13 protein-coding genes and 1 rRNA gene are annotated in these 19,410 nt (G+C 53.5%); 12 read left to right on the forward strand and 2 right to left on the reverse strand.

Annotated elements, in window-relative coordinates:
* The first annotated feature begins 22 nt into the window (after positions 1–22).
* The 3 genes from uvrB (at position 23) to D3P09_RS26105 (ending at position 5,517) form a co-directional block, all read left to right on the forward strand.
* Entirely contained in the window at positions 23–2,008 is a 1,986-nt protein-coding gene (gene uvrB, locus D3P09_RS26095) for an excinuclease ABC subunit UvrB (RefSeq protein ID WP_133305065.1), read from the forward strand.
* 15 nt (positions 2,009–2,023) lie between these two features.
* Entirely contained in the window at positions 2,024–4,912 is a 2,889-nt protein-coding gene (uvrA, locus tag D3P09_RS26100) for an excinuclease ABC subunit UvrA (RefSeq protein WP_120114367.1), read from the forward strand.
* Between the two features lie 377 nt (positions 4,913–5,289).
* Positions 5,290–5,517 carry a hypothetical protein gene (locus tag D3P09_RS26105; RefSeq protein WP_120114368.1) on the forward strand — a complete coding sequence of 76 codons (228 nt, stop codon included), beginning with the start codon at positions 5,290–5,292 and terminating at the stop codon, positions 5,515–5,517.
* A gap of 70 nt (positions 5,518–5,587) precedes the next feature.
* Here D3P09_RS26105 and D3P09_RS26110 read toward each other — a convergent pair whose 3' ends face one another.
* Entirely contained in the window at positions 5,588–6,556 is a 969-nt protein-coding gene (locus D3P09_RS26110) for a sugar phosphate isomerase/epimerase family protein (protein ID WP_120114369.1), read from the reverse strand.
* Positions 6,557–6,827: 271 nt separating this feature from the next.
* On the opposite strand from D3P09_RS26110, the gene D3P09_RS26115 reads away from it, so the two are divergent.
* The 6 genes from D3P09_RS26115 (at position 6,828) to D3P09_RS27455 (ending at position 13,644) form a co-directional block, all read left to right on the forward strand.
* A complete protein-coding gene (locus D3P09_RS26115) occupies positions 6,828–9,344 on the forward strand; it encodes a U32 family peptidase (RefSeq protein ID WP_120114370.1) in 2,517 nt (838 codons plus the stop codon).
* A 656-nt stretch (positions 9,345–10,000) separates the two neighbouring features.
* Positions 10,001–10,585, forward strand: a complete 585-nt coding sequence (locus tag D3P09_RS26120) for an RNA polymerase sigma factor (RefSeq protein WP_165867590.1) — start codon at positions 10,001–10,003, stop codon at positions 10,583–10,585.
* Positions 10,563–10,901: a hypothetical protein gene (locus D3P09_RS26125; protein ID WP_120114372.1), complete on the forward strand. Its 339-nt coding sequence runs from the start codon at positions 10,563–10,565 to the stop codon at positions 10,899–10,901. Before D3P09_RS26120 ends, D3P09_RS26125 begins: the two co-directional genes overlap by 23 nt.
* Positions 10,901–12,385, forward strand: a complete 1,485-nt coding sequence (locus D3P09_RS26130) for a carboxypeptidase-like regulatory domain-containing protein (protein WP_120114373.1) — start codon at positions 10,901–10,903, stop codon at positions 12,383–12,385. Before D3P09_RS26125 ends, D3P09_RS26130 begins: the two co-directional genes overlap by 1 nt.
* A 119-nt stretch (positions 12,386–12,504) precedes the next feature.
* Positions 12,505–13,206, forward strand: a complete 702-nt coding sequence (pcrB, locus tag D3P09_RS26135; RefSeq protein ID WP_120114374.1) for a heptaprenylglyceryl phosphate synthase — start codon at positions 12,505–12,507, stop codon at positions 13,204–13,206.
* Positions 13,207–13,278: 72 nt separating this feature from the next.
* Positions 13,279–13,644, forward strand: coding sequence for a DUF4183 domain-containing protein (locus tag D3P09_RS27455; RefSeq protein WP_133305064.1), 366 nt, complete (start codon positions 13,279–13,281; stop codon positions 13,642–13,644).
* Between the two features lie 60 nt (positions 13,645–13,704).
* On the opposite strand, the gene D3P09_RS26145 is transcribed toward D3P09_RS27455, so the two are convergent.
* On the reverse strand, positions 13,705–14,076 hold the full coding sequence (locus tag D3P09_RS26145) for a hypothetical protein (protein ID WP_120114376.1): 372 nt from the start codon (positions 14,074–14,076) through the stop codon (positions 13,705–13,707).
* A 201-nt stretch (positions 14,077–14,277) separates the two neighbouring features.
* Between D3P09_RS26145 and pcrA the strand changes: the two genes are divergently transcribed.
* The 3 genes from pcrA to D3P09_RS26160 all read left to right on the forward strand — a co-directional run.
* The gene (gene pcrA, locus D3P09_RS26150; protein WP_120114393.1) at positions 14,278–16,611 is read left to right on the forward strand and encodes a DNA helicase PcrA; all 2,334 of its coding nucleotides are present in this window, start codon (positions 14,278–14,280) and stop codon (positions 16,609–16,611) included.
* 94 nt (positions 16,612–16,705) lie between these two features.
* On the forward strand, positions 16,706–18,706 hold the full coding sequence (gene ligA, locus D3P09_RS26155) for an NAD-dependent DNA ligase LigA (protein WP_120114394.1): 2,001 nt from the start codon (positions 16,706–16,708) through the stop codon (positions 18,704–18,706).
* 372 nt (positions 18,707–19,078) lie between these two features.
* Positions 19,079–19,410: ribosomal RNA gene (locus D3P09_RS26160) — 16S ribosomal RNA — on the forward strand; the annotation flags it as partial.

The raw sequence follows: 19,410 nt of genomic DNA on the forward strand, positions 1-19,410 counted from the left end.
ACAAGGAGTGACGGAGAAGGCGATGAGCGACCGATTATTTGAGATCAAGTCCGAGTATAAGCCTCAAGGCGACCAGCCGAAGGCGATCCAGGAGCTGGTGAAGGGCATTAAGGAAGGCAAGCGGCATCAGACGCTGCTTGGCGCGACAGGCACTGGCAAGACGTATACGATTGCCAATGTCATCGAGGAGCTGAACAGGCCGACGCTCGTCATTGCGCATAACAAGACGCTGGCCGCGCAGCTCTGCAGCGAGTTCAAAACCTTTTTCCCCGACAATGCTGTTGAATATTTCGTCAGCTACTACGACTACTACCAGCCAGAAGCCTACATCCCATCCACCGACACCTTCATCGAGAAGGATTCCAGCATCAATGATGAAATCGACAAGCTGCGCCACTCCGCTACGAGTGCTCTGTTCGACCGGAGAGATGTCATTATCGTAGCCAGTGTATCTTGTATTTACGGCCTCGGTTCGCCGACGGAGTATGGCAGCCTTGTGCTGTCGCTTCGCGTCGGCATGGAGAAGTCCCGTGACCAGATTCTGCACAAGCTTGTCGATATTCAATATGCAAGAAACGATATCAGCTTCACGCGGGGGACATTCCGGGTAAGAGGGGATATCATTGAAATTTTCCCTGTTGCCAACAATGAGCGTGCTCTTCGCGTGGAGCTGTTCGGCGACGAGATCGAGCGGATCTCCGAGATTGATGTGCTGACAGGCGAGATTATAGGGGAACGCGAGCATATCGCCATCTTCCCGGCCTCTCACTTCGTCACGCAGGAAGAGACCATGAAGCTGGCCCTCGTCAATATTGAGCGCGAGCTGGAGGAGCGGCTGGCCGAGCTTCGCGAAGCGGGCAAGCTGCTCGAAGCTCAGCGGCTGGAGCAGCGGACCAGGTACGATCTGGAGATGATGGCGGAGATGGGCTTCTGCTCCGGCATCGAGAACTATTCGGGACCGCTCACATTCAGGGAGCGCGGAGCAACGCCCTATACGCTGCTTGATTACTTCCCTGATGATATGCTGGTCGTGATTGACGAGTCCCACGTCTCGCTGCCGCAGATTCGCGCGATGTTCAATGGAGACCGGGCGCGCAAGGAGATGCTGGTGAATCACGGCTTCCGTCTGCCGTCCGCGATGGATAACCGTCCGCTGCGGTTCGAGGAGTTCGAAGGCAAGACGAATCAGCTGATTTACGTATCCGCGACGCCGGGGCCTTATGAGCTGGAGCATTGCCCGACGATGACGGAGCAGATTATTCGGCCGACAGGCTTGCTGGATCCGATTATCGAGGTGCGTCCGACGAAGGGCCAGATCGATAATCTGCTGGAGGAGATTCGGGACCGGATTGCGAAGGACGAGCGCGTCCTGGTGACGACGCTCACGAAGAAGATGGCGGAAGACCTTACCGACTATCTGAAGGAAGTCGGCATCAAGGTCCGTTATTTGCACTCGGATATCAAGACGCTGGAGCGGCTGGCGATTCTGCGCGACTTGCGTCTGGGCGTCTTCCATGTGCTGGTGGGCATTAACCTGCTTCGCGAGGGGCTCGATCTTCCGGAAGTATCGCTTGTCACGATTCTGGACGCCGACAAGGAAGGCTTCCTGCGCTCCGACAGATCGCTGATCCAGACGATCGGACGGGCGGCGCGCAACAGCGAAGGCCGGGTTATTATGTACGCTGACAAGATGACGGATTCCATGGACCGCGCCATTAAGGAGACGGAGCGCCGCCGCGCGATCCAGATTGCCTTCAATGAAGCGCATGGCATCCAGCCGCAGACGATTCGCAAGCGGGTTCACGATGTGATCGAAGCGACCAAGGTTGCCGAGCAGAAGGCCGATTATCTGGCTGGAGCGGGCACGGACAAAATGTCGAAGAAAGACCGCCAGTCGCTGATCGAGCGTCTGGAGAGCGAGATGAAGGAAGCGGCCAAGAGCCTGCAGTTCGAGCGAGCAGCCGAGCTTCGTGACGCGCTGCTTGAGCTTCGCGCCGAGATGGGATAGTAGGAGGAGAAACCAGTGGCAAGTGACAAAATCGTAGTAAAGGGCGCGCGCGCCCATAATTTGAAAAATATAGACGTAACGATTCCCCGCGACAAATTTGTGGTATTGACCGGGCTAAGCGGCTCGGGCAAATCCTCGCTTGCTTTCGATACGATCTATGCGGAAGGTCAACGCCGCTATGTGGAATCGTTAAGCGCGTATGCCCGCCAGTTCCTGGGGCAGATGGAGAAGCCTGATGTCGATTCCATCGACGGGCTGTCTCCCGCTATATCGATCGACCAGAAGACGACAAGCCGCAACCCGCGTTCCACAGTAGGTACGGTAACGGAGATATATGACTATCTGCGTCTCTTGTTTGCCCGTATCGGACGCCCCCACTGTCCGGAGCATGGCGTGGAGATTACATCGCAGACCGTTCAGCAGATGGTCGACCGGATTATGGAGTATCCGGAGCGTACCAAGCTGCAGATCATGGCGCCGCTTGTATCAGGCCGCAAAGGTGAGCATGCGAAGCTGCTGGCGGATGTGCAGAAGCAAGGCTTTGTGCGCGTGCGTGTGAACGGCGAGCTGCGCGAGCTAAGCGAGAAGATCGAGCTGGAGAAGAACAAGAAGCATACGATCGAAGTCGTGGTAGACCGGATCGTCGTGAAGCCCGACATCCATGCGCGCTTGGCCGACTCGCTGGAGACCGCGCTTAAGCTGGCGGATGGCCGTGTGCTTGTAGACGTAATGGAGAAGGAGGAGCTGCTGTTCAGCTCCAACCTGGCTTGTCCGGAGTGCGGGTTCAGCATCGAAGAGCTGGCGCCGCGCATGTTCTCCTTCAACAGCCCGTACGGCGCATGTCCGGACTGTGACGGTCTTGGCGCCAAGATGATCGTCGACCCTGATCTTCTTGTGCCGGACAACAGCAAGACGATTGAAGAAGGGGCCTTCCTGGCATGGGCAGGCAGCACATCGAACTACTACCCGCAGTTCCTGAGCGCGGTATGCGTGCATTACGGCATTCCTCAGAATGTGCCGCTGTCAGAGCTGACGGCGGATCAGATGAAGAAGCTGCTGTACGGTACGGGCGGAGAGCGCGTCCGCTTCCTGTATGAGAATGACTTCGGCCATCGGAAGGAAGCGTTCGTTCCGTTCGAGGGTATTGTGAACAATCTGGAGCGCCGCTACCGCGATACAGCCTCTGACATGATGCGCGAGCATATCGAGAATTATATGAGCGCGAAGCCGTGCAGCGGCTGCAAGGGGCAGCGCCTGCGCAAGGAGACGCTTGCGGTTACGATCGGCACGCAGAACATTGCTCATGTAACCGAGCTGTCTATCGGAGAGGCGCAGCGTTACTTCGACGGATTGTCGCTTACGGAGAAGGAGCAGACTATTGCTCATCTGATTATGAAAGAAATCAACAGCCGGCTAGGCTTCCTGGTCAATGTCGGCCTGGAATATTTGACGCTGAGCCGTGCAGCGGGCACCTTGTCCGGCGGAGAAGCGCAGCGGATCAGATTGGCTACGCAGATCGGATCCAGTCTGATGGGCGTCCTGTATATTCTCGACGAGCCGAGTATCGGCTTGCATCAGCGTGACAATGACCGCTTGATTCAGACGCTGGAGCATATGCGCAATCTGGGCAATACGCTTATCGTTGTCGAGCATGACGAAGATACAATGATGGCGGCTGATTATATCATTGATATCGGACCAGGAGCGGGTATCCATGGCGGCCAGATTATCGCCCAAGGCACGCCAAAGGAAATCATGGAGGACGACAATTCGCTAACCGGCCAATACCTGAGCGGGCGGAAGTTCATCGAGGTTCCTCTGAAGCGCCGTGCTACAGGCGACAAATGGATCGAGGTACGGGGCGCGAAGGAGAACAACCTGCGCAACGTGAACGTGAAGATTCCGCTGGGCGTATTCTCGGCTGTAACCGGCGTCTCGGGCTCCGGCAAGTCAACCTTCGTGAATGAGATTTTGTATAAGACACTGGCGCGCGACTTGAACAAAGCGACGAAGGTGCGTCCGGGTCAATACAAGGAGATCAGAGGCATCGAGAATCTGGAGAAGGTCATCGATATTGACCAGTCTCCAATCGGACGTACGCCGCGCTCTAATCCAGCGACGTATACAGGCGTGTTCGACGATATCCGCGATCTGTACGCCAGCACGAACGAAGCGAAGGTTCGCGGCTACAAGAAAGGCCGCTTCAGCTTCAACGTCAAGGGCGGCCGCTGCGAAGCTTGCCGCGGCGACGGGATCATCAAGATCGAGATGCACTTTCTGCCAGACGTATACGTGCCATGCGAGATTTGCAAAGGCAAACGCTATAACCGCGAGACATTGGAAGTGAAGTACAAAGGCAAGAATATCTCCGAGGTTCTGGAGATGACGATCGAAGACGGCTGCTCCTTCTTCGAGAATATTCCGCGTATTCATCGCAAGGTTCAGACGCTGCTGGATGTAGGTCTTGGCTACATGAAGCTGGGCCAGCCAGCGACAACACTATCAGGCGGCGAAGCGCAGCGCGTTAAGCTGGCGGCAGAGCTCTACCGCCGCAGCACGGGCAAGACGCTGTATATTCTCGATGAGCCGACAACAGGCCTTCATGTTGATGATATTGACCGCTTGCTTACAGTACTGCATCGTCTGGTCGACTCCGGAGAATCCGTGCTTGTCATTGAGCACAATCTGGATGTCATCAAGACAGCGGACTATCTGATCGATCTTGGTCCGGAAGGCGGCAACGGCGGCGGCACTATCGTAGCGACAGGTACGCCGGAACAGGTTGTGAAGGTAGAGCAGTCTTATACGGGCCGTTATTTGAAGCCGATCCTGGATCGGGACAGAACTCGCACCGAGCAGCGTTACAACAATAAGGAACGGGTAGGCGCAGGGGCGGCTGAGTAGGTTATATTCGCCGCACAAGACTTGTGACTGAACGTAGTCCAAGGTTGCATTTAGTTAAATATTGGGCTGTGGACAGGAAGGGATATCCTTTCTGTTCATGGCTTATTTTATGAAATCGGACTGTCGATTAATGTTGAAAATATGCAAAAAGAGTAAGCCGCATGAAAAACATCCCGAATTCGGTAATAGTTATAGGAAGAGATGGACAATTTAAAAAAGCGGGAAAAGTGATGTTCTGAGTGTAAGGACATGGAAAACTACATATGTGAATAAATCGTGACAAACTTGTTACAAAGTTGATTCAGACTTGCATCGGGAGCGTAGAGAGGCTAACATAGATTAATATTAGGTTACGTGTGACTAAAGGAGGTCCCCTTATGTTTCTGGCGGAAGAAGCGGTAGAAGCTGTCAAAGGATTCGAACCGTTCGATTACTTTATGCTTGCCTTTACAGTAATCATTGCGATCGGGTTCGTGCGACTTCTGATGGCGCGTCCAAGAAAAAACTTGTTCGCCATCGGCTTCACGGCTGTAGCGCTCGGATTGTTCCTGTTTATTGACTATGTGATGATCTTTAAGATCGGTCTGTACCGCGTCATTGGCTAATGACAGGAAACAGAAAGCACCGCCGGATTAATCCGGCGGTGCTTTTTGTTTGAACTATATAGAGCTTTGCTTACACCCACCACATGTCGCCCAGCGGCTCGCGGATGAGCACCTGCTGCAGGTTTTGTACGGCTTTTGTGAAGCCTTCGTCGATGGACATCAGGCCGTCTTCATGCTCGATGCTGACCACATAGTCGTAGCCAACGAGGCGAAGGGCGCTGATAATGTCCGCCCATACCTTCAGGTCATGGCCGAAGCCTACTGTGCGGAACTGCCAAGCGCGGTCCAGCATGAGCGAATACGATTGCATATCCGTTATGCCATGACGGTTGACGTTGATTGGATCAATGGTCGTGTCTTTGGCATGGAAGTGATGGATCGCATTCTCGCGGCCTAGAATTTGAACGGCCTGTACCGGATCAATGCCTTGCCACCACATATGGCTCGGATCAAGGTTCGCGCCGATTGCATTGCCGGCAGCCTCGCGCAGGCGAAGCAATGTTCCAGGGCTGTGAACCGAGAAGCCGCCGTGGAGCTCAAGACCAATTTTGACACCTGCATCTGTAGCGATTGAACCGATCTCAGACCAATATGGAATAACTTTTTGCTCCCATTGCCATTTCAAAATTTCCTGATATTCATTCGGCCAAGGAGCGACTGGCCAGTTCGGATATTTGGCATCCTCATGGTCGCCAGGGCAGCCGGAGAAGGTGTTGACGACTTCAACCTCAAGACGGTTCGCCAGCTCGATCGTTTTGCGGATCAGCTCGTCATGCTCCTTGGCGATGTCCTTCTGCGGATGAAGCGGATTGCCGTGGCAGCTCAGTGCGCTGATCATCAGTCCGCGCGATTCTACCGCGTGTTTAAACGCTTTCAGCTTGCCTGCGTCAGCCAGTAATGTGTCAGGGTCGCAATGGGCGTTGCCCGGATATCCGCCTGTCCCGATTTCAACAGCCTCAAGTCCTTTGGACGCGATATAATCGAGCGCATCATCCAAAGTCCGTCCTGAAAACAGTACACTAAATACGCCTAATTTCATAAATGATTAACCTCCCGAATCCATGGGTATGGATTGAATTCAAAGTCAGGTATAGTATAGCATTTCCCATTGTGCATGGGATGTGTGCAACTTCATATTTGGCAAAATAGCATAATAACTGGGCAAAAGTGATGTGAGCTTTGAGCTGGCAGCAATGTGTTGTGGAATCAAAAGGCGCTGTTTGTTAGAATAGTAGGAGCAAATGGCTATAATGATAGATGAAAGAATTGGCGCAAGTAACGCTAATCTTGCGATGAGAGGAATCGAATAGATGATAACAAGATCGGATATAGAGCTGCTGGCTCCTGCCGGCGACTGGGAATGTATGCGGGCGGCTGTTGCCAATGGCGCGGACGCGATATTTTTTGGCGTGGAGAAGTTTAATGCGAGAGCTCGGGCGAACAACTTCCGTTCGGAAGAATTGCCCGAGATTATGTCGTTCCTTCATACGTATGGGGTAAAGGGATTCTTGACCTTTAACATTCTCGTGTTCGAGGATGAGCTGCGCGATGCGCAGAAGCTGATTGAGATGTGTATCGATGCTGGCGTTGATGCGGTTATCGTACAGGATTTGGGGCTGGTGAAGCTGATTCGCGAGCTGTCGCCGGACTTCCCAATTCATGGCTCTACCCAGATGACGATTACTTCGCCGGAAGCGGTGGAGTTCACGAAGCCATTCGATATGGAGCGCGTTGTCCTGGGACGGGAGAATAACCTGAAGCAAATTCGCAAAATCGGCGAGCAGGCGAAGCTTCCTATGGAAGTGTTCGTGCACGGCGCATTATGCGTATCGTATTCCGGCCAATGCTTGACCTCGGAGATGTGGGGCGGCCGCTCCGCCAACCGCGGCGAATGTGCGCAGGCCTGCCGGCTGCCGTATGACTTGATGGTCGACGGCGAGCACAAGCCGATGGGCGATGTCGCTTATCTGCTGTCGCCGAAGGATCTGGCAGCGATTGATCTGGTGCCGGAACTGATTGAAGCGGGCGTAACCTCCTTTAAGATTGAAGGAAGGCTGAAAAGCCCTGAATATGTAGCGAATGTCGTAAGCAAATATCGCGCTGCGATTGACAAATATTTTGACGGCGATCTATCGAAGCCGTCGAAGGAAGAAGTGCGCGAGCTGCAGCAAAGCTTCTCCCGCGGCTTCACGCATGGCTTCCTGGATGGAACGAACAACAAGCAGCTGGTGGAAGGGACATTCCCGAAGAGCCGCGGCGTCTATCTCGGCAAGGTCGAGCGCGTAATGCGCGACGCTGTTACCATCCGTCTGGATGCGCCAACCAAGCGCGGCGACGGCATCGTCTTCGATGCGGGCGATCCGACGAAGAAGGAGGAGGGCGGCCGCATCTACGACTTGCGCCGTCATGGCGTGAAGCTGGAGGGCGAAGCGCCTGAAGGAGCATTGATCGAGATTGTGCCGGGACGCAATGACGTGGATCTGCGCAAAGTGCATGTCGGCGACCGCGTGTGGAAGACAAGCGACCCTGCGCTCGACAGACGTCTAAGAGCTACGTTCGAGACGGAGAAGCCATACCGGGTATTCCCGCTGCATGTGCGCGTGACGGGTGTCGCAGGCGAACCGCTCCACACCGCTTGGACGGATGTGCAGAAAGGCACGACGATTGAAGTCGTCTCTGAGATGCCGCTTGAAGTGGCGCAGAAGCGTCCGATGGATGCGGCCCTGCTGGAAGAACAGCTAGGGCGTCTGGGCGGAACGGTCTATCAGCTGGACGCGCTTGAAGTAGCGCTTCAAGGCGATGTGATCGTGCCGGTGCGCGAGCTGAACCGCATCCGCCGCGAAGCGGTGGAGCAGCTGGCGGGTGAACGTCCGAAGCCGCCAAGATATATCAAGCATGAGGTGGACGCTTTTGCGGATGCGCATCTGAATAGCGAAGCTTCGCTTGTCGCTTCCCGCAGCGGGAAGGATGCTCAGCTGACGGCACTGTGCCGCAGTCTGGAGCAAGTAGAGGCGGCTATTCGCGCAGGCGTGTCGTATATTTACGCCGACTTCGAGTTCATTAAGCAATTCCCGGCTGCAGTGGAAGCGGCGCGCAAAGCCGGTACACCGATCGCGCTGGCCACGCCGCGCATTCATATGCCGGGCGAGAACGGCTACCATGCCAATATTCTGAAGCTGCAGCCGGATGCGGTGCTGATCCGCAATACGGGCGCGCTCTATTATTACTTGCGCGCACGCGCGATGAACCCGGATCAGCCCTTCCCTAAGCTGATCGGCGATTTCTCGCTTAATGTGGCGAATCATAAAGCGGTTAAACTATTTGCCGAAGCGGGACTTGATCTGATTACGCCTTCGTATGACCTTAATATTCAGCAAATGGTCGATTTGCTGGAACGCTCGGATACCTCCATGCTGGATGTTGTCATTCATCAGCATCTGCCGATGTTCCATACGGAGCATTGCGTCTATTGCACGTTTATGAGTGAAGGCACAGACTTTACGAACTGCGGCAGACCTTGCGAAGAGCATCGCGCTTCGCTGCAGGACCGCATCGGCATGTCCCATCCGGTACGCGTGGATGAAGGCTGCCGTAATACGGTATACAACGCGATTGAACAGTCCGGTGCGGAATATCTCCGCAACTTCATCGAGCTTGGCGTCAAGCACTTCCGCGTCGAGTTCCTGGAGGAGACGGCCGATAAGGTAAGCGAGGTATTGTCGCTCTACCGCGATGCGCTCGACGGACGGATTAGCGGAACGCAAGTATGGCGCAGCCTGAAAGCGACGAACCAGCTTGGCGTAACGCGCGGACAACTGGTGAAATAAAATTATGTGGAAGCCTTCCGGTGGCGGAAGGCTTCTTTTTTTGTTTGGGAAACCATGCCAATACGTCGAAAGGAGAGCTCTTAACTGCAAAAGCCTGCTTAAAGTTGGCTACTGCGCGTCCTGAAGCTAGGTAAGTTGTTTTGGAAATTAGGCAAGTTGTTTTTTGAAATTCGTAAGGGAACTACGAGACGCTATTTGCCGGTTTTTCTACCATTTTCAATCGGTAAAGGAACAGAGAGCCCTTATTTGTCCTAAATGAACCGAAATACGGGCCGGATGATGCAAATAAGGCATCCTGCTTCCGTTAGACGTGATAAACGTAAAATAATCGATGCATAGGGTCTTTCAGTTCCGTTAGGAGGCGGGAACAGGAAGAGGCGGGATCAGGAGGAGGCAGAATCAGGATCAGGTGGAGGCAGGATCAGGATCAGATCGAACACTTGTGACTTTTAATCACCCGCAGGGTGAGTTAGTTTTTCGCAAGGACAGATTTGGCGCAGCCTTGCACATCCGCATAAGCTTTATATTTGGATGCAACCTGAAGGCAGCTTAACCGCATCGTATACAATAGAGAGACATTAGAGCATTCTTTTAGCTTAATTAATGATTGATATCATAAGGGTTCTATGGACAGGGCCGACGGGGCAGGTGACAGGGTGGAAGAGGAACGTCAGCGGATCGAACAATTGAAGAGAGGCGAGGAAGCCGCATTGGCTTGGCTGATGGAACGCTATGGCAGCGACGTTCTCCGGACGGCCGCCTTGCTGCTGAAGGATCGCTACCTGGCTGAGGATGTAAGCCAGGAGACCTTCCTGACCGCCTTCCGGAAGGCGGATCAATACCGGGGAGACGGTGCCTTGAGGGGCTGGCTGCTTCGCATTGCGATCAACTTGTGCAGAAGCCGGATGCGGCGCGCGTCCTGGCAGCGGCTTTTTTTTAGAGAACGGATGGATTTGGATCAAGAGGCTGACGGTTGGTCTGGATGGCCGGGCAGCGCGGAGCCTGGCACGACGGATTGGATGAACCGGATGAGCCTACGCGAGGAGATTGGGAAATTGCCACTGCTCTATCGCGAAGTGATCGTACTTTATTATTTTCATGAGATGCAGACCGCAGAGATCGCAGCTATCTTGCAGGAGTCGGAAGGTACGGTGAAGAGCAAGCTGCATCGGGCGAGAAAAAAATTAAAGCAGCAATTGGAGGAAGGAGGTTGGGAATATGAATCAAGCTGGGGAGGATAAGGAGCTCCGAGATCAGCTTCGCAGGGAGATGGAGCCGGTGGTCTTCAGCGAAGAGATGCAGACGGCCGTCTTGAGGCATGCGTCTGCGCCTAAGCCTTCTTGGTGGAATCGGGAAATCCGCATTCCAGTGCCGGTCATGGCGGCTATCCTGGTGCTCATCATCGCCGCGCCCGTATACGGCTGGCAGCAAGCCCATTCTATGAAGACGAATATAGTAGCGAAAAATACAAGCAAGGACGCGGAGCGGCAGGAGCGGATTATCGTGTCGGCGGCAGGCGTATTCTATGCCTCGCAATTGGAAGGGGAGAAACGTTAATGAGGCTAAAGGTAAGAACATTGGCTGGCATACTCGCTGCGCTGCTGCTGCTGGGATGGTTCGGTTACCGGGAGCTGCCGTCATTCCTATACCATCAAGGCTATTACCAGGCGCTGCTGCAATGGTTCCCTGGCCATGATTACGCGAGACCTGCGATTAACCGGCTTGCGATGGATATTACGCACGAGACGGGAATGGGGGAGTCGGGCTATATTTTCATCCAATCATCCGGCGGCGCATCATCCGGCGGCAGCGGCAATACGAAGCTTGATCGGGAGGAACGAGCCGCAATCATCAATAAGCTGGAAGAGCTGCTTGCGCAGTATGGTCATACGGAGCAGATGTCCAGCGTCGCCTATAACCTGGCTTTGATGCATTTTTGGATGGGCAACTGGGACCGCTCGGAGAGCCTGCTGCAAGAGGTTGAACGGCTAGGAGGAGAAGGGTGGATATCCCGTGAGGAGCAGGCGGCATATCTCGCAATACTGGAGTCCAGACATAAGCAGGAAGGAGTGCCTTCATTGGAAGGAGTAGTTCGAATTGGCGACAAGCCCGTTCCGAATGCATTTGTCATGGTTCAGCGTGCAGATGATTCAACTTACTATTCGCCGCCGCTCACTCATTATCCGGCAACGATTACGGATGAGAACGGGAGGTATCGTTTTTACGATATAGACCCCGGCGAGTACGATGTAGCCGTAGGGATGCCAATGGAGAAGATCAGCGGCTACTATATGACGGAATCCGAATCGAAGACAGCCCTCATCGACGGGAAGTCGGCAGCGGTGCAGAATATGCAATTTGTGCCGCAAGTCATAGCAGTGTCGCCGGGGCGCAATGAGCTTATTCAAGGAGATGAACTGACGCTGCAATGGAAGCCTTATGAAGGAGCCGCATATTACAAGCTGAATCTCTCTTATATGTATCGTGATCGGGACGGCAAGTATAGAGGCGCAACAACAATTGGGCTTACGGATGAACGATACACAGGCGATCAAGCTGCCTTCTCCATCCGCGAGCTTAACCGCAACTATAATATGAATGGCAAGAGCTATAGTCAGAGTGAAGGAGTGGTGCTTAATACGGCGGGGCTGCTTGGCATGCTGTTCCCTGGCGGGGAGTTCGCATGGTCAGTAGACGCTTACGACGAGCATGACCGCAAGCTGTCGAGCTCTGCTGGATACTTCCTGCTTGAAGACGCAGTTACACCGATTTTCCGTACGGCAGAAGAAGGTCTGTCCGAAGGAGATCGTCTTGTGATAGCCGCGCGGTATGAAGAAGCGGTTGAGGCCTACAAGCGCGAAGGCGATAATGACCATGCACTCCGTGTGTTGGCTCGCCTTGCAGACCAGGGCATTGGGCAAGGGGATGGCGATCCTGCGGAAGCGCTGGCCTATATGGAACGCATTCAAGAACCTGGGGGCTCGGATGCGGAGTTTATCGAGTCTCTGCGCGAACGCATTCAGAGGAAGAAGCAGGTTTGACAGACTTCATGCCCTGACTTAGCATAGAGGAATACGGCTGCCGTACAGGCTCGCACCGTTTGGAGCGGGGTACGAACAGCGTTATTTCCGATTGGATAAGAAGCGAGGCGTACAGATAGATGAAGGAAGAATGGTTTGGGAAGTGGCGGCATGCCTTTAAGCTTGATCCCGACAAGACAATATCGGATGAGGCACTCGACGCAATCTGCACGTCCGGCACAGATGCCATTATTATCGGCGGGTCCAGCGGCGTAACCTTTGAGAATACGGTAGACTTGATGTCCCGCGTACGCCGCTACGAGCTGGACTGTGCATTGGAGGTATCTACGATGGATGGAGCGGTACCGGGTTTTGACGGATACTTCGTTCCTATCGTGCTGAATACGGATCGCCCGGAATGGATTATCGGCAAGCAAATCGAGGGCTTGAAGGAATACGGCACGTTCGTCCCATGGGAGGAGACGGCCGCGCAAGGATATATCATCCTGAATGATGGCGCTACGGCTGCCAAGCTGACCGGGGCCAAGACCGATCTGGATGCCGATGAATTGATTGCCCATATCCGAATGGCGGTCCAGCTTATGCGATTGCCCGTCGTCTATATCGAATACAGCGGCCGCTTCGGGGACATGGAGATGCTGCGCAGCGCCAGAAACGTAAGCGGGGGAGCAAGGCTCTTCTATGGCGGCGGCATTGATTGTGCCGAAAAGGCGCGTCAAGCGGCGGAGTGGGCGGATACGATTGTTGTAGGGAATATCATCTACACCAATCTGGAAGCCGCATTGTCCACAGTTCTTGCAGCAGATCGCGTGCCTCAATAAATAGACCTTTGCCAGCGGTCCGATTCGTCTCTTCCGGCTATAATGAATAGGGAAGCGAAGGGACGGGAAGAGATGAGCGCAGTGGTTGCCAGACTTTCGAAGTGTCGGCGAAGACCGTTTCCGCGGGCTGCTGACCGGAAGAGAACATGCCGGAAAAAACGGAGGAAGCTTCGTCTATCCAGAAGGCTGCGCGTCTATTATTATTACGCGCAAGGTGACAGCGTGAAGCGGACGTATCGCGAGGAAGATGCGATTCCGGGATATACGAGCCGCATTCCGCGTAAAGGAAAGATTCTGCTTGCGAATGTTTTTGTCGACGGCATGCTGCAAGCGCCGGAATTGTACCGGACGGCGCAGGGAGAGCTTCATTTTCTGTCCGATCAGCCGCCGCCGGCTGAATCGCGCATTATTGCCCAATTCATTGTCATTAGACCATAAAGAACCGAACACCTTGCAGCAAAGCGCTGCGGGAGGTGTTCGGTTTTTTGCATGATGCGATTAAGAGTAAGTGGTGACAACCTGGAAGATGGTGAAGACGATGCGGGCTTCCCCTGGAATGGTGGCAGCTGTCGCAGATGTAATCGATAGCACGGTATCCGATACCGTAGTTACGAGCCCTTCCTCTTGTACCTGGCCGTCTACAATGAGCTGGTAGGCATATTCCGTTCCGGGAGGAGGGGTGCTGACGTTAACTGCGAATTGGGTTATGGCAGTGCCAGTGTCGTCAACCCAGGATTCCTCGGCAGGGCCAATATCCGTCGCGGTATTGGCAGCAAGCGCGATGCCGCCAACAGGGGCCGTCATGAAGTAGTTCAATATGGAATAGTCGACGGCAACCGAAATCGAGCGAGGCAGAATCAAACTAGCCATACAATCACCTCCTTTCCCACTAGTAGATGCGGCATTCGGACAACCCGCAACGGACAGATGCTCTCCGGCAGCTGTCAGCAAATAAGAAATGCAGAATTTCCAGCGATAATCGGAAAGCACAAATTGACACGCATGGGGTCCTTGTCTAAACTGAAATAAGGCGAACAAATGGCGAACAAAGGAGTTAGAAGCATGTTCAATATGTTCAATAAAATCGGGATCGAAGAAGCTGTACAGAAGCTTAATCCGCCGCAGCGCGAAGCCGTGCAGACCACGGACGGTCCTTTGCTTATTATGGCGGGAGCGGGCAGCGGCAAGACTCGCGTGCTTACGCACCGCATTGCTTATTTAATCGAGAAGAAGCGGGTAGCGCCGTGGAGCATCCTGGCGATCACATTTACGAATAAAGCATCGAGAGAAATGCAGGACCGGGTCAGTGCGCTTGTCGGGCCTTCCGGCCGGGATATCTGGGTTTCCACCTTCCACTCCATGTGCGTGCGTATTCTGCGCAAGGATATCGACCGCATCGGCTTCACCTCCAATTTCTCAATTCTGGACTCATCGGATCAATTGTCTGTTATTCGCAACTGTATGAAGGATTTGAATATCGATACAAAGAAGATCGAGCCGAAAGCCGTTCAAGCTTCTTTGAGCAGCGCCAAAAACGAGCTGATCTCGCCTGAGCGTTATGAGGAGAAGGTTGGCGATTATTTCGAAGGCATCGTAGCGAAGGTCTATACGATGTATCAGAAGCGTCTGAAGAGCAACAACTCGCTGGACTTCGACGATCTTATTATGAAGACGATTCAGCTGTTCAAAGAAATGCCTGAGGTGCTGGAGTTCTATCAGAACAAGTTCCGTTATATTCACGTGGACGAATATCAGGATACGAACCGCGCCCAATACATGCTGTGCCGCATGCTGGCGGACAAGCATCACAACATTTGCGTCGTTGGCGATAGCGATCAATCGATCTACCGCTGGCGCGGCGCGGATATTACGAATATCTTGAACTTCGAAAGCGATTATCCGGAAGCCCGTTCTATTATGCTGGAGCAGAACTATCGTTCAAGCTCCAATATATTGGATGCGGCGAATGCCGTCATTAAGCGGAATACCGGACGCAAGCCCAAGAAGTTGTGGACAGATCAAGGGCCTGGCGACCGGATTGCCTTGTATCAAGCCGATTCCGAGCATGATGAGGGCTATTATGTGACCGGCGAAATCCGCAAAAATGTGAATAAAGGACGCCGTTTCTCCGATCATGCCATCTTGTACCGTACCAATGCGCAGTCGCGGGTAATCGAGGAAATTTTGATCAAATCAGATATTCCATATCAAATCGTAGGCGGCATTAAGTTCTACGACAGGAAAGAGATTAAGGATCTGCTTGCCTATTTGCGGCTGATCTCCAATCCGGACGATGACATCAGCTTGACGCGCATTATCAATGTGCCGAAGCGGGGCATCGGCGATACAACAGTCGGCAAGCTGGCTGACGAGGCAGCTCGGCGGGGAACGTCGATCTACCAGGTGCTGGCGGATATGGGCGATTTGGATGTGAACGGCCGCACGCGTACGCTGCTGGGCGAGTTCTATGGCTTAATCTATAACTTGACGGCTATGGTCGATTATTTGACCGTTACCGAGTTGACGGAGAAGGTGCTGGAGCTTTCTCAATACCGAATTGAGCTTCAGCGCGAGAATACGCTGGAATCCAAGGCTCGCGTGGAGAACATCGACGAGTTCCTGTCGGTGACGATGGACTTTGAGCAGCGCAATGAAGACAAGTCCCTTGTCGCGTTTCTGACTGACCTGGCTTTGATTGCGGACATCGACTCTATGAACAAAGATGAAGAAGAGGCAGATAAGGCCGCCGATTCTGTCATTCTGATGACGATGCATAGCGCCAAAGGTCTTGAGTTTCCGATGGTATTCATCATTGGCATGGAGGAATCAGTATTCCCGCATAGCCGTGCATTGACCGACAATGAAGAATTGGAAGAAGAGAGACGGCTAGCCTATGTAGGAATTACACGCGCCGAGGAAAAGCTGTACCTGACATGTGCCCGGATGCGTACGCTGTTCGGCCGTACAGGCATGAATATGCCTTCGCGCTTCCTGGAGGAGATTCCGGATGAAGTGAAGGAAGGCGTGTCAACCAGCATTGGCGGCAGCGGGTACGCACGTTCCGGCGGCAGAGTCGGAATGAGTGCGCCGTCGCCTTCCAGCACGACTCGCTCGCCTGGATTCGGAGCGGGCAGCACACGTTCGCCGGGAACGCCGGGAGCGGGAGTTCGCGTGACAACTTCATTGGATGCTGCGCGGGGAGGCAGCGGCAAGGCTGCGCCTGCTGCGGGAGCTGCGTCGTCTGATTTTGCGGCGGGCGACCGTGTCGCGCATGGCAAGTGGGGCGAGGGCACCATCGTGTCGGTGAAGGGAACCGGCAACGATATGGAGCTGCAGATCGCTTTTCCTGCACCTGTCGGCATCAAGCGTCTGCTGGCTGCTTTTGCCCCGCTGACAAAATTATAATTTGCATATGCCTGGCAAGAGGAATGAAGCCAAGCCGCGTTGAACATAATCGAGAAAGACGATGGATGAAGGAGGCTTGCATGTGAACGCAGGCATGGAACGGATGAAGGAGCTCGTCGCTCTTATTACGGAGCACAATTATTACTATTATACGCTGGACGAACCGAAGCTGAACGACGCGGATTACGACAAGCTCTATGATGAGCTGGTTGCGCTGGAGCGCTCGCTTGGCGTGACGCTGCCGGAGTCTCCGACGCTGCGCGTTGGCGGGGAGCTGCTGAAGGGCTTTGAGCCCCACCGCCATAGAGCGCGTCTGTGGAGCCTCGACAAAGCGCAGGATCAAGAGGATCTGCTTGCCTGGAATGCGCGCATGCTTCGTGCGGTTGCGGATTACAACGCCAAAAATCCGGATAAGGAGCCGCTGCCTCAGCCTAGCTATGTCATCGAATTGAAATTCGACGGCCTAACGCTGAATTTGACTTATGAGAACGGGGAGCTGGTGCAGGCGTCCACACGCGGTAACGGCACCATTGGCGAAGGCATATTGTCCCAAGTGCGTACGATTCGTTCCGTTCCGCTCACGATTCCATTCACAGATGGCATTATTGAGGTGCAGGGCGAAGGCATTATGGGCTTGTCTGTTCTTGCCAAATATAATGAGACGGCGGCCGAGCCGCTCAAGAATGCGCGCAATGCAGCGGCAGGAGCGCTTCGCAACCTGAATCCTGCTGTGACGGCAGAACGGAAGCTGGATGCTTTTATTTATAATGTTGGTTTTGCCGAAGGCGTTTCCTTTGCGGATCATCAGGAGATGCAGCAGTTTCTGAAGAATAACCGGTTTAAGGTGAACCCTTATGTGAAATACTGCGATTCCATTGAAGACGTCGCTGCGGAGCTTGTCCAGATTGCAGCGCGCAGAGAATCATTTGACTTTCTGATTGACGGGGCTGTAGTGAAGCTGACCGATATGCGGACGAGAGAAGCGCTTGGCTATACGGATAAGTTCCCGCGCTGGGCAGTCGCGTTCAAATTCGAAGCGGAAGAAACGACTACCGTGCTGGAGTCTGTCTCGTGGGAGGTTGGCCGTACAGGCAAAATCACGCCGGTAGCCCGTGTTGAAGCTGTTGACCTGGCGGGAGTTACGGTTCAGAATTGTACGCTGAACAATATCGGTGATATTGAGCGGAAGAACTTGAAGCATGCTCTTGGCACGCTGGTAACGATCCGACGTTCGAACGATGTTATTCCGGAGATTTTGGGCAAAGCGGACGATCAACCGGGTGTGGAGATCGTTTATCCTGTCGTCTGTCCTTCATGCGGCATGGAACTGGAGCAGCGGGGAGCGCACTTGTTCTGCAACAACAAGCTGGGCTGCCGTCCGCAAATTATCGGGCGCATTACGCATTTTGCTTCCAGAGATGCAATGGATATCGAATCGTTCAGCGTTATGACGGCGGAGCAGCTTTATTCGGATTGCGAAGTGAGGGATCCGGCGGATCTTTACGTGCTGACCTTTGAAGATCTGATCAAGCTGGATCGTTTCGGGGAGAAGAAGGCGCAGAAGCTTCTGGATGCGCTGGAGAAGTCGAAAGGACGCGACCTCGCGGCGTTCCTGTTCGCGCTCGGTATACCCAATACAGGTAAAGCGACTACCAAAATGCTGGCCGATCATTATCGCGATCTGAATGCTGTTATGGGGGCGACCGCCGAGGAGCTGGTCTCGCTGCCTGATATCGGAGGCATAGTAGCCGATAGTATAGTTGGATTCTTTAATGACCCGATTATTATCGATAGCATCAATCGGATGCGGTCAGCAGGAATTAAAGCGGAGGCGGAGAAGCTGCCTGAAGTGCGTACGGATAGTGTGTTCAGCGGCAAGACCGTTGTGCTTACAGGAACTTTGCCAACGATGTCCCGTGATGAAGCGGCGAAGAAGCTGGAAGCCCAGGGTGCAAAAATATCGGGCAGCGTTTCAAAGAAAACGGATTTCGTTATAGCCGGAGAAAGCGCAGGCAGCAAGCTGACCAAAGCGCGCGATCTGGGAGTGACTGTTATTGATGATGAGGCGGAACTGCTTCGTTTGCTTGGTGAATAACAAGAAGGAAGCCAGCCCTAGCGGGTTGGCTTTTTTCTTTCAATACTATTTGTAAGAAACTACAAGTTGTATTTTGTTTTTCGATGTGGTACATTATTTCTTGTCGCTTCTGAGACATCGCGTCAGCCGAATGAGCCACAACAAAATGTGAAACAAACGCTTGACACGAAGAACGGAAGCTGGTAACATAACATCTTGTCACGGTGAACGTGCGTGACGCAAGTTCTTTGAAAACTGAACAAATGGATCACGTCAAAATCCAAACAACAATCGGATGGATTCCAATTGGAAGACATCTTAGCTAGTAACGAATTGAGCAAGTCAAACACCTTGAAGCTTTTCTCATTGGCTTAGCCAAGTAAGAAAACTTCTTTTATGGAGAGTTTGATCCTGGCTCAGGACGAACGCTGGCGGCGTGCCTAATACATGCAAGTCGAGCGGACTTGATGGAGTGCTTGCACTCCTGATAGTTAGCGGCGGACGGGTGAGTAACACGTAGGTAACCTGCCTGTAAGACTGGGATAACATTCGGAAACGAATGCTAATACCGGATACGCGAATTGGTCGCATGGCCGATTCGGGAAAGACGGAGCAATCTGTCACTTACAGATGGACCTGCGGCGCATTAGCTAGTTGGTGAGGTAACGGCTCACCAAGGCGACGATGCGTAGCCGACCTGAGAGGGTGATCGGCCACACTGGGAC

Origin of the sequence: Paenibacillus pinisoli (genome assembly GCF_003605435.1) — a bacterium.
GTDB classification, from domain to species: Bacteria; Bacillota; Bacilli; order Paenibacillales; family Paenibacillaceae; genus Pristimantibacillus; species Pristimantibacillus pinisoli.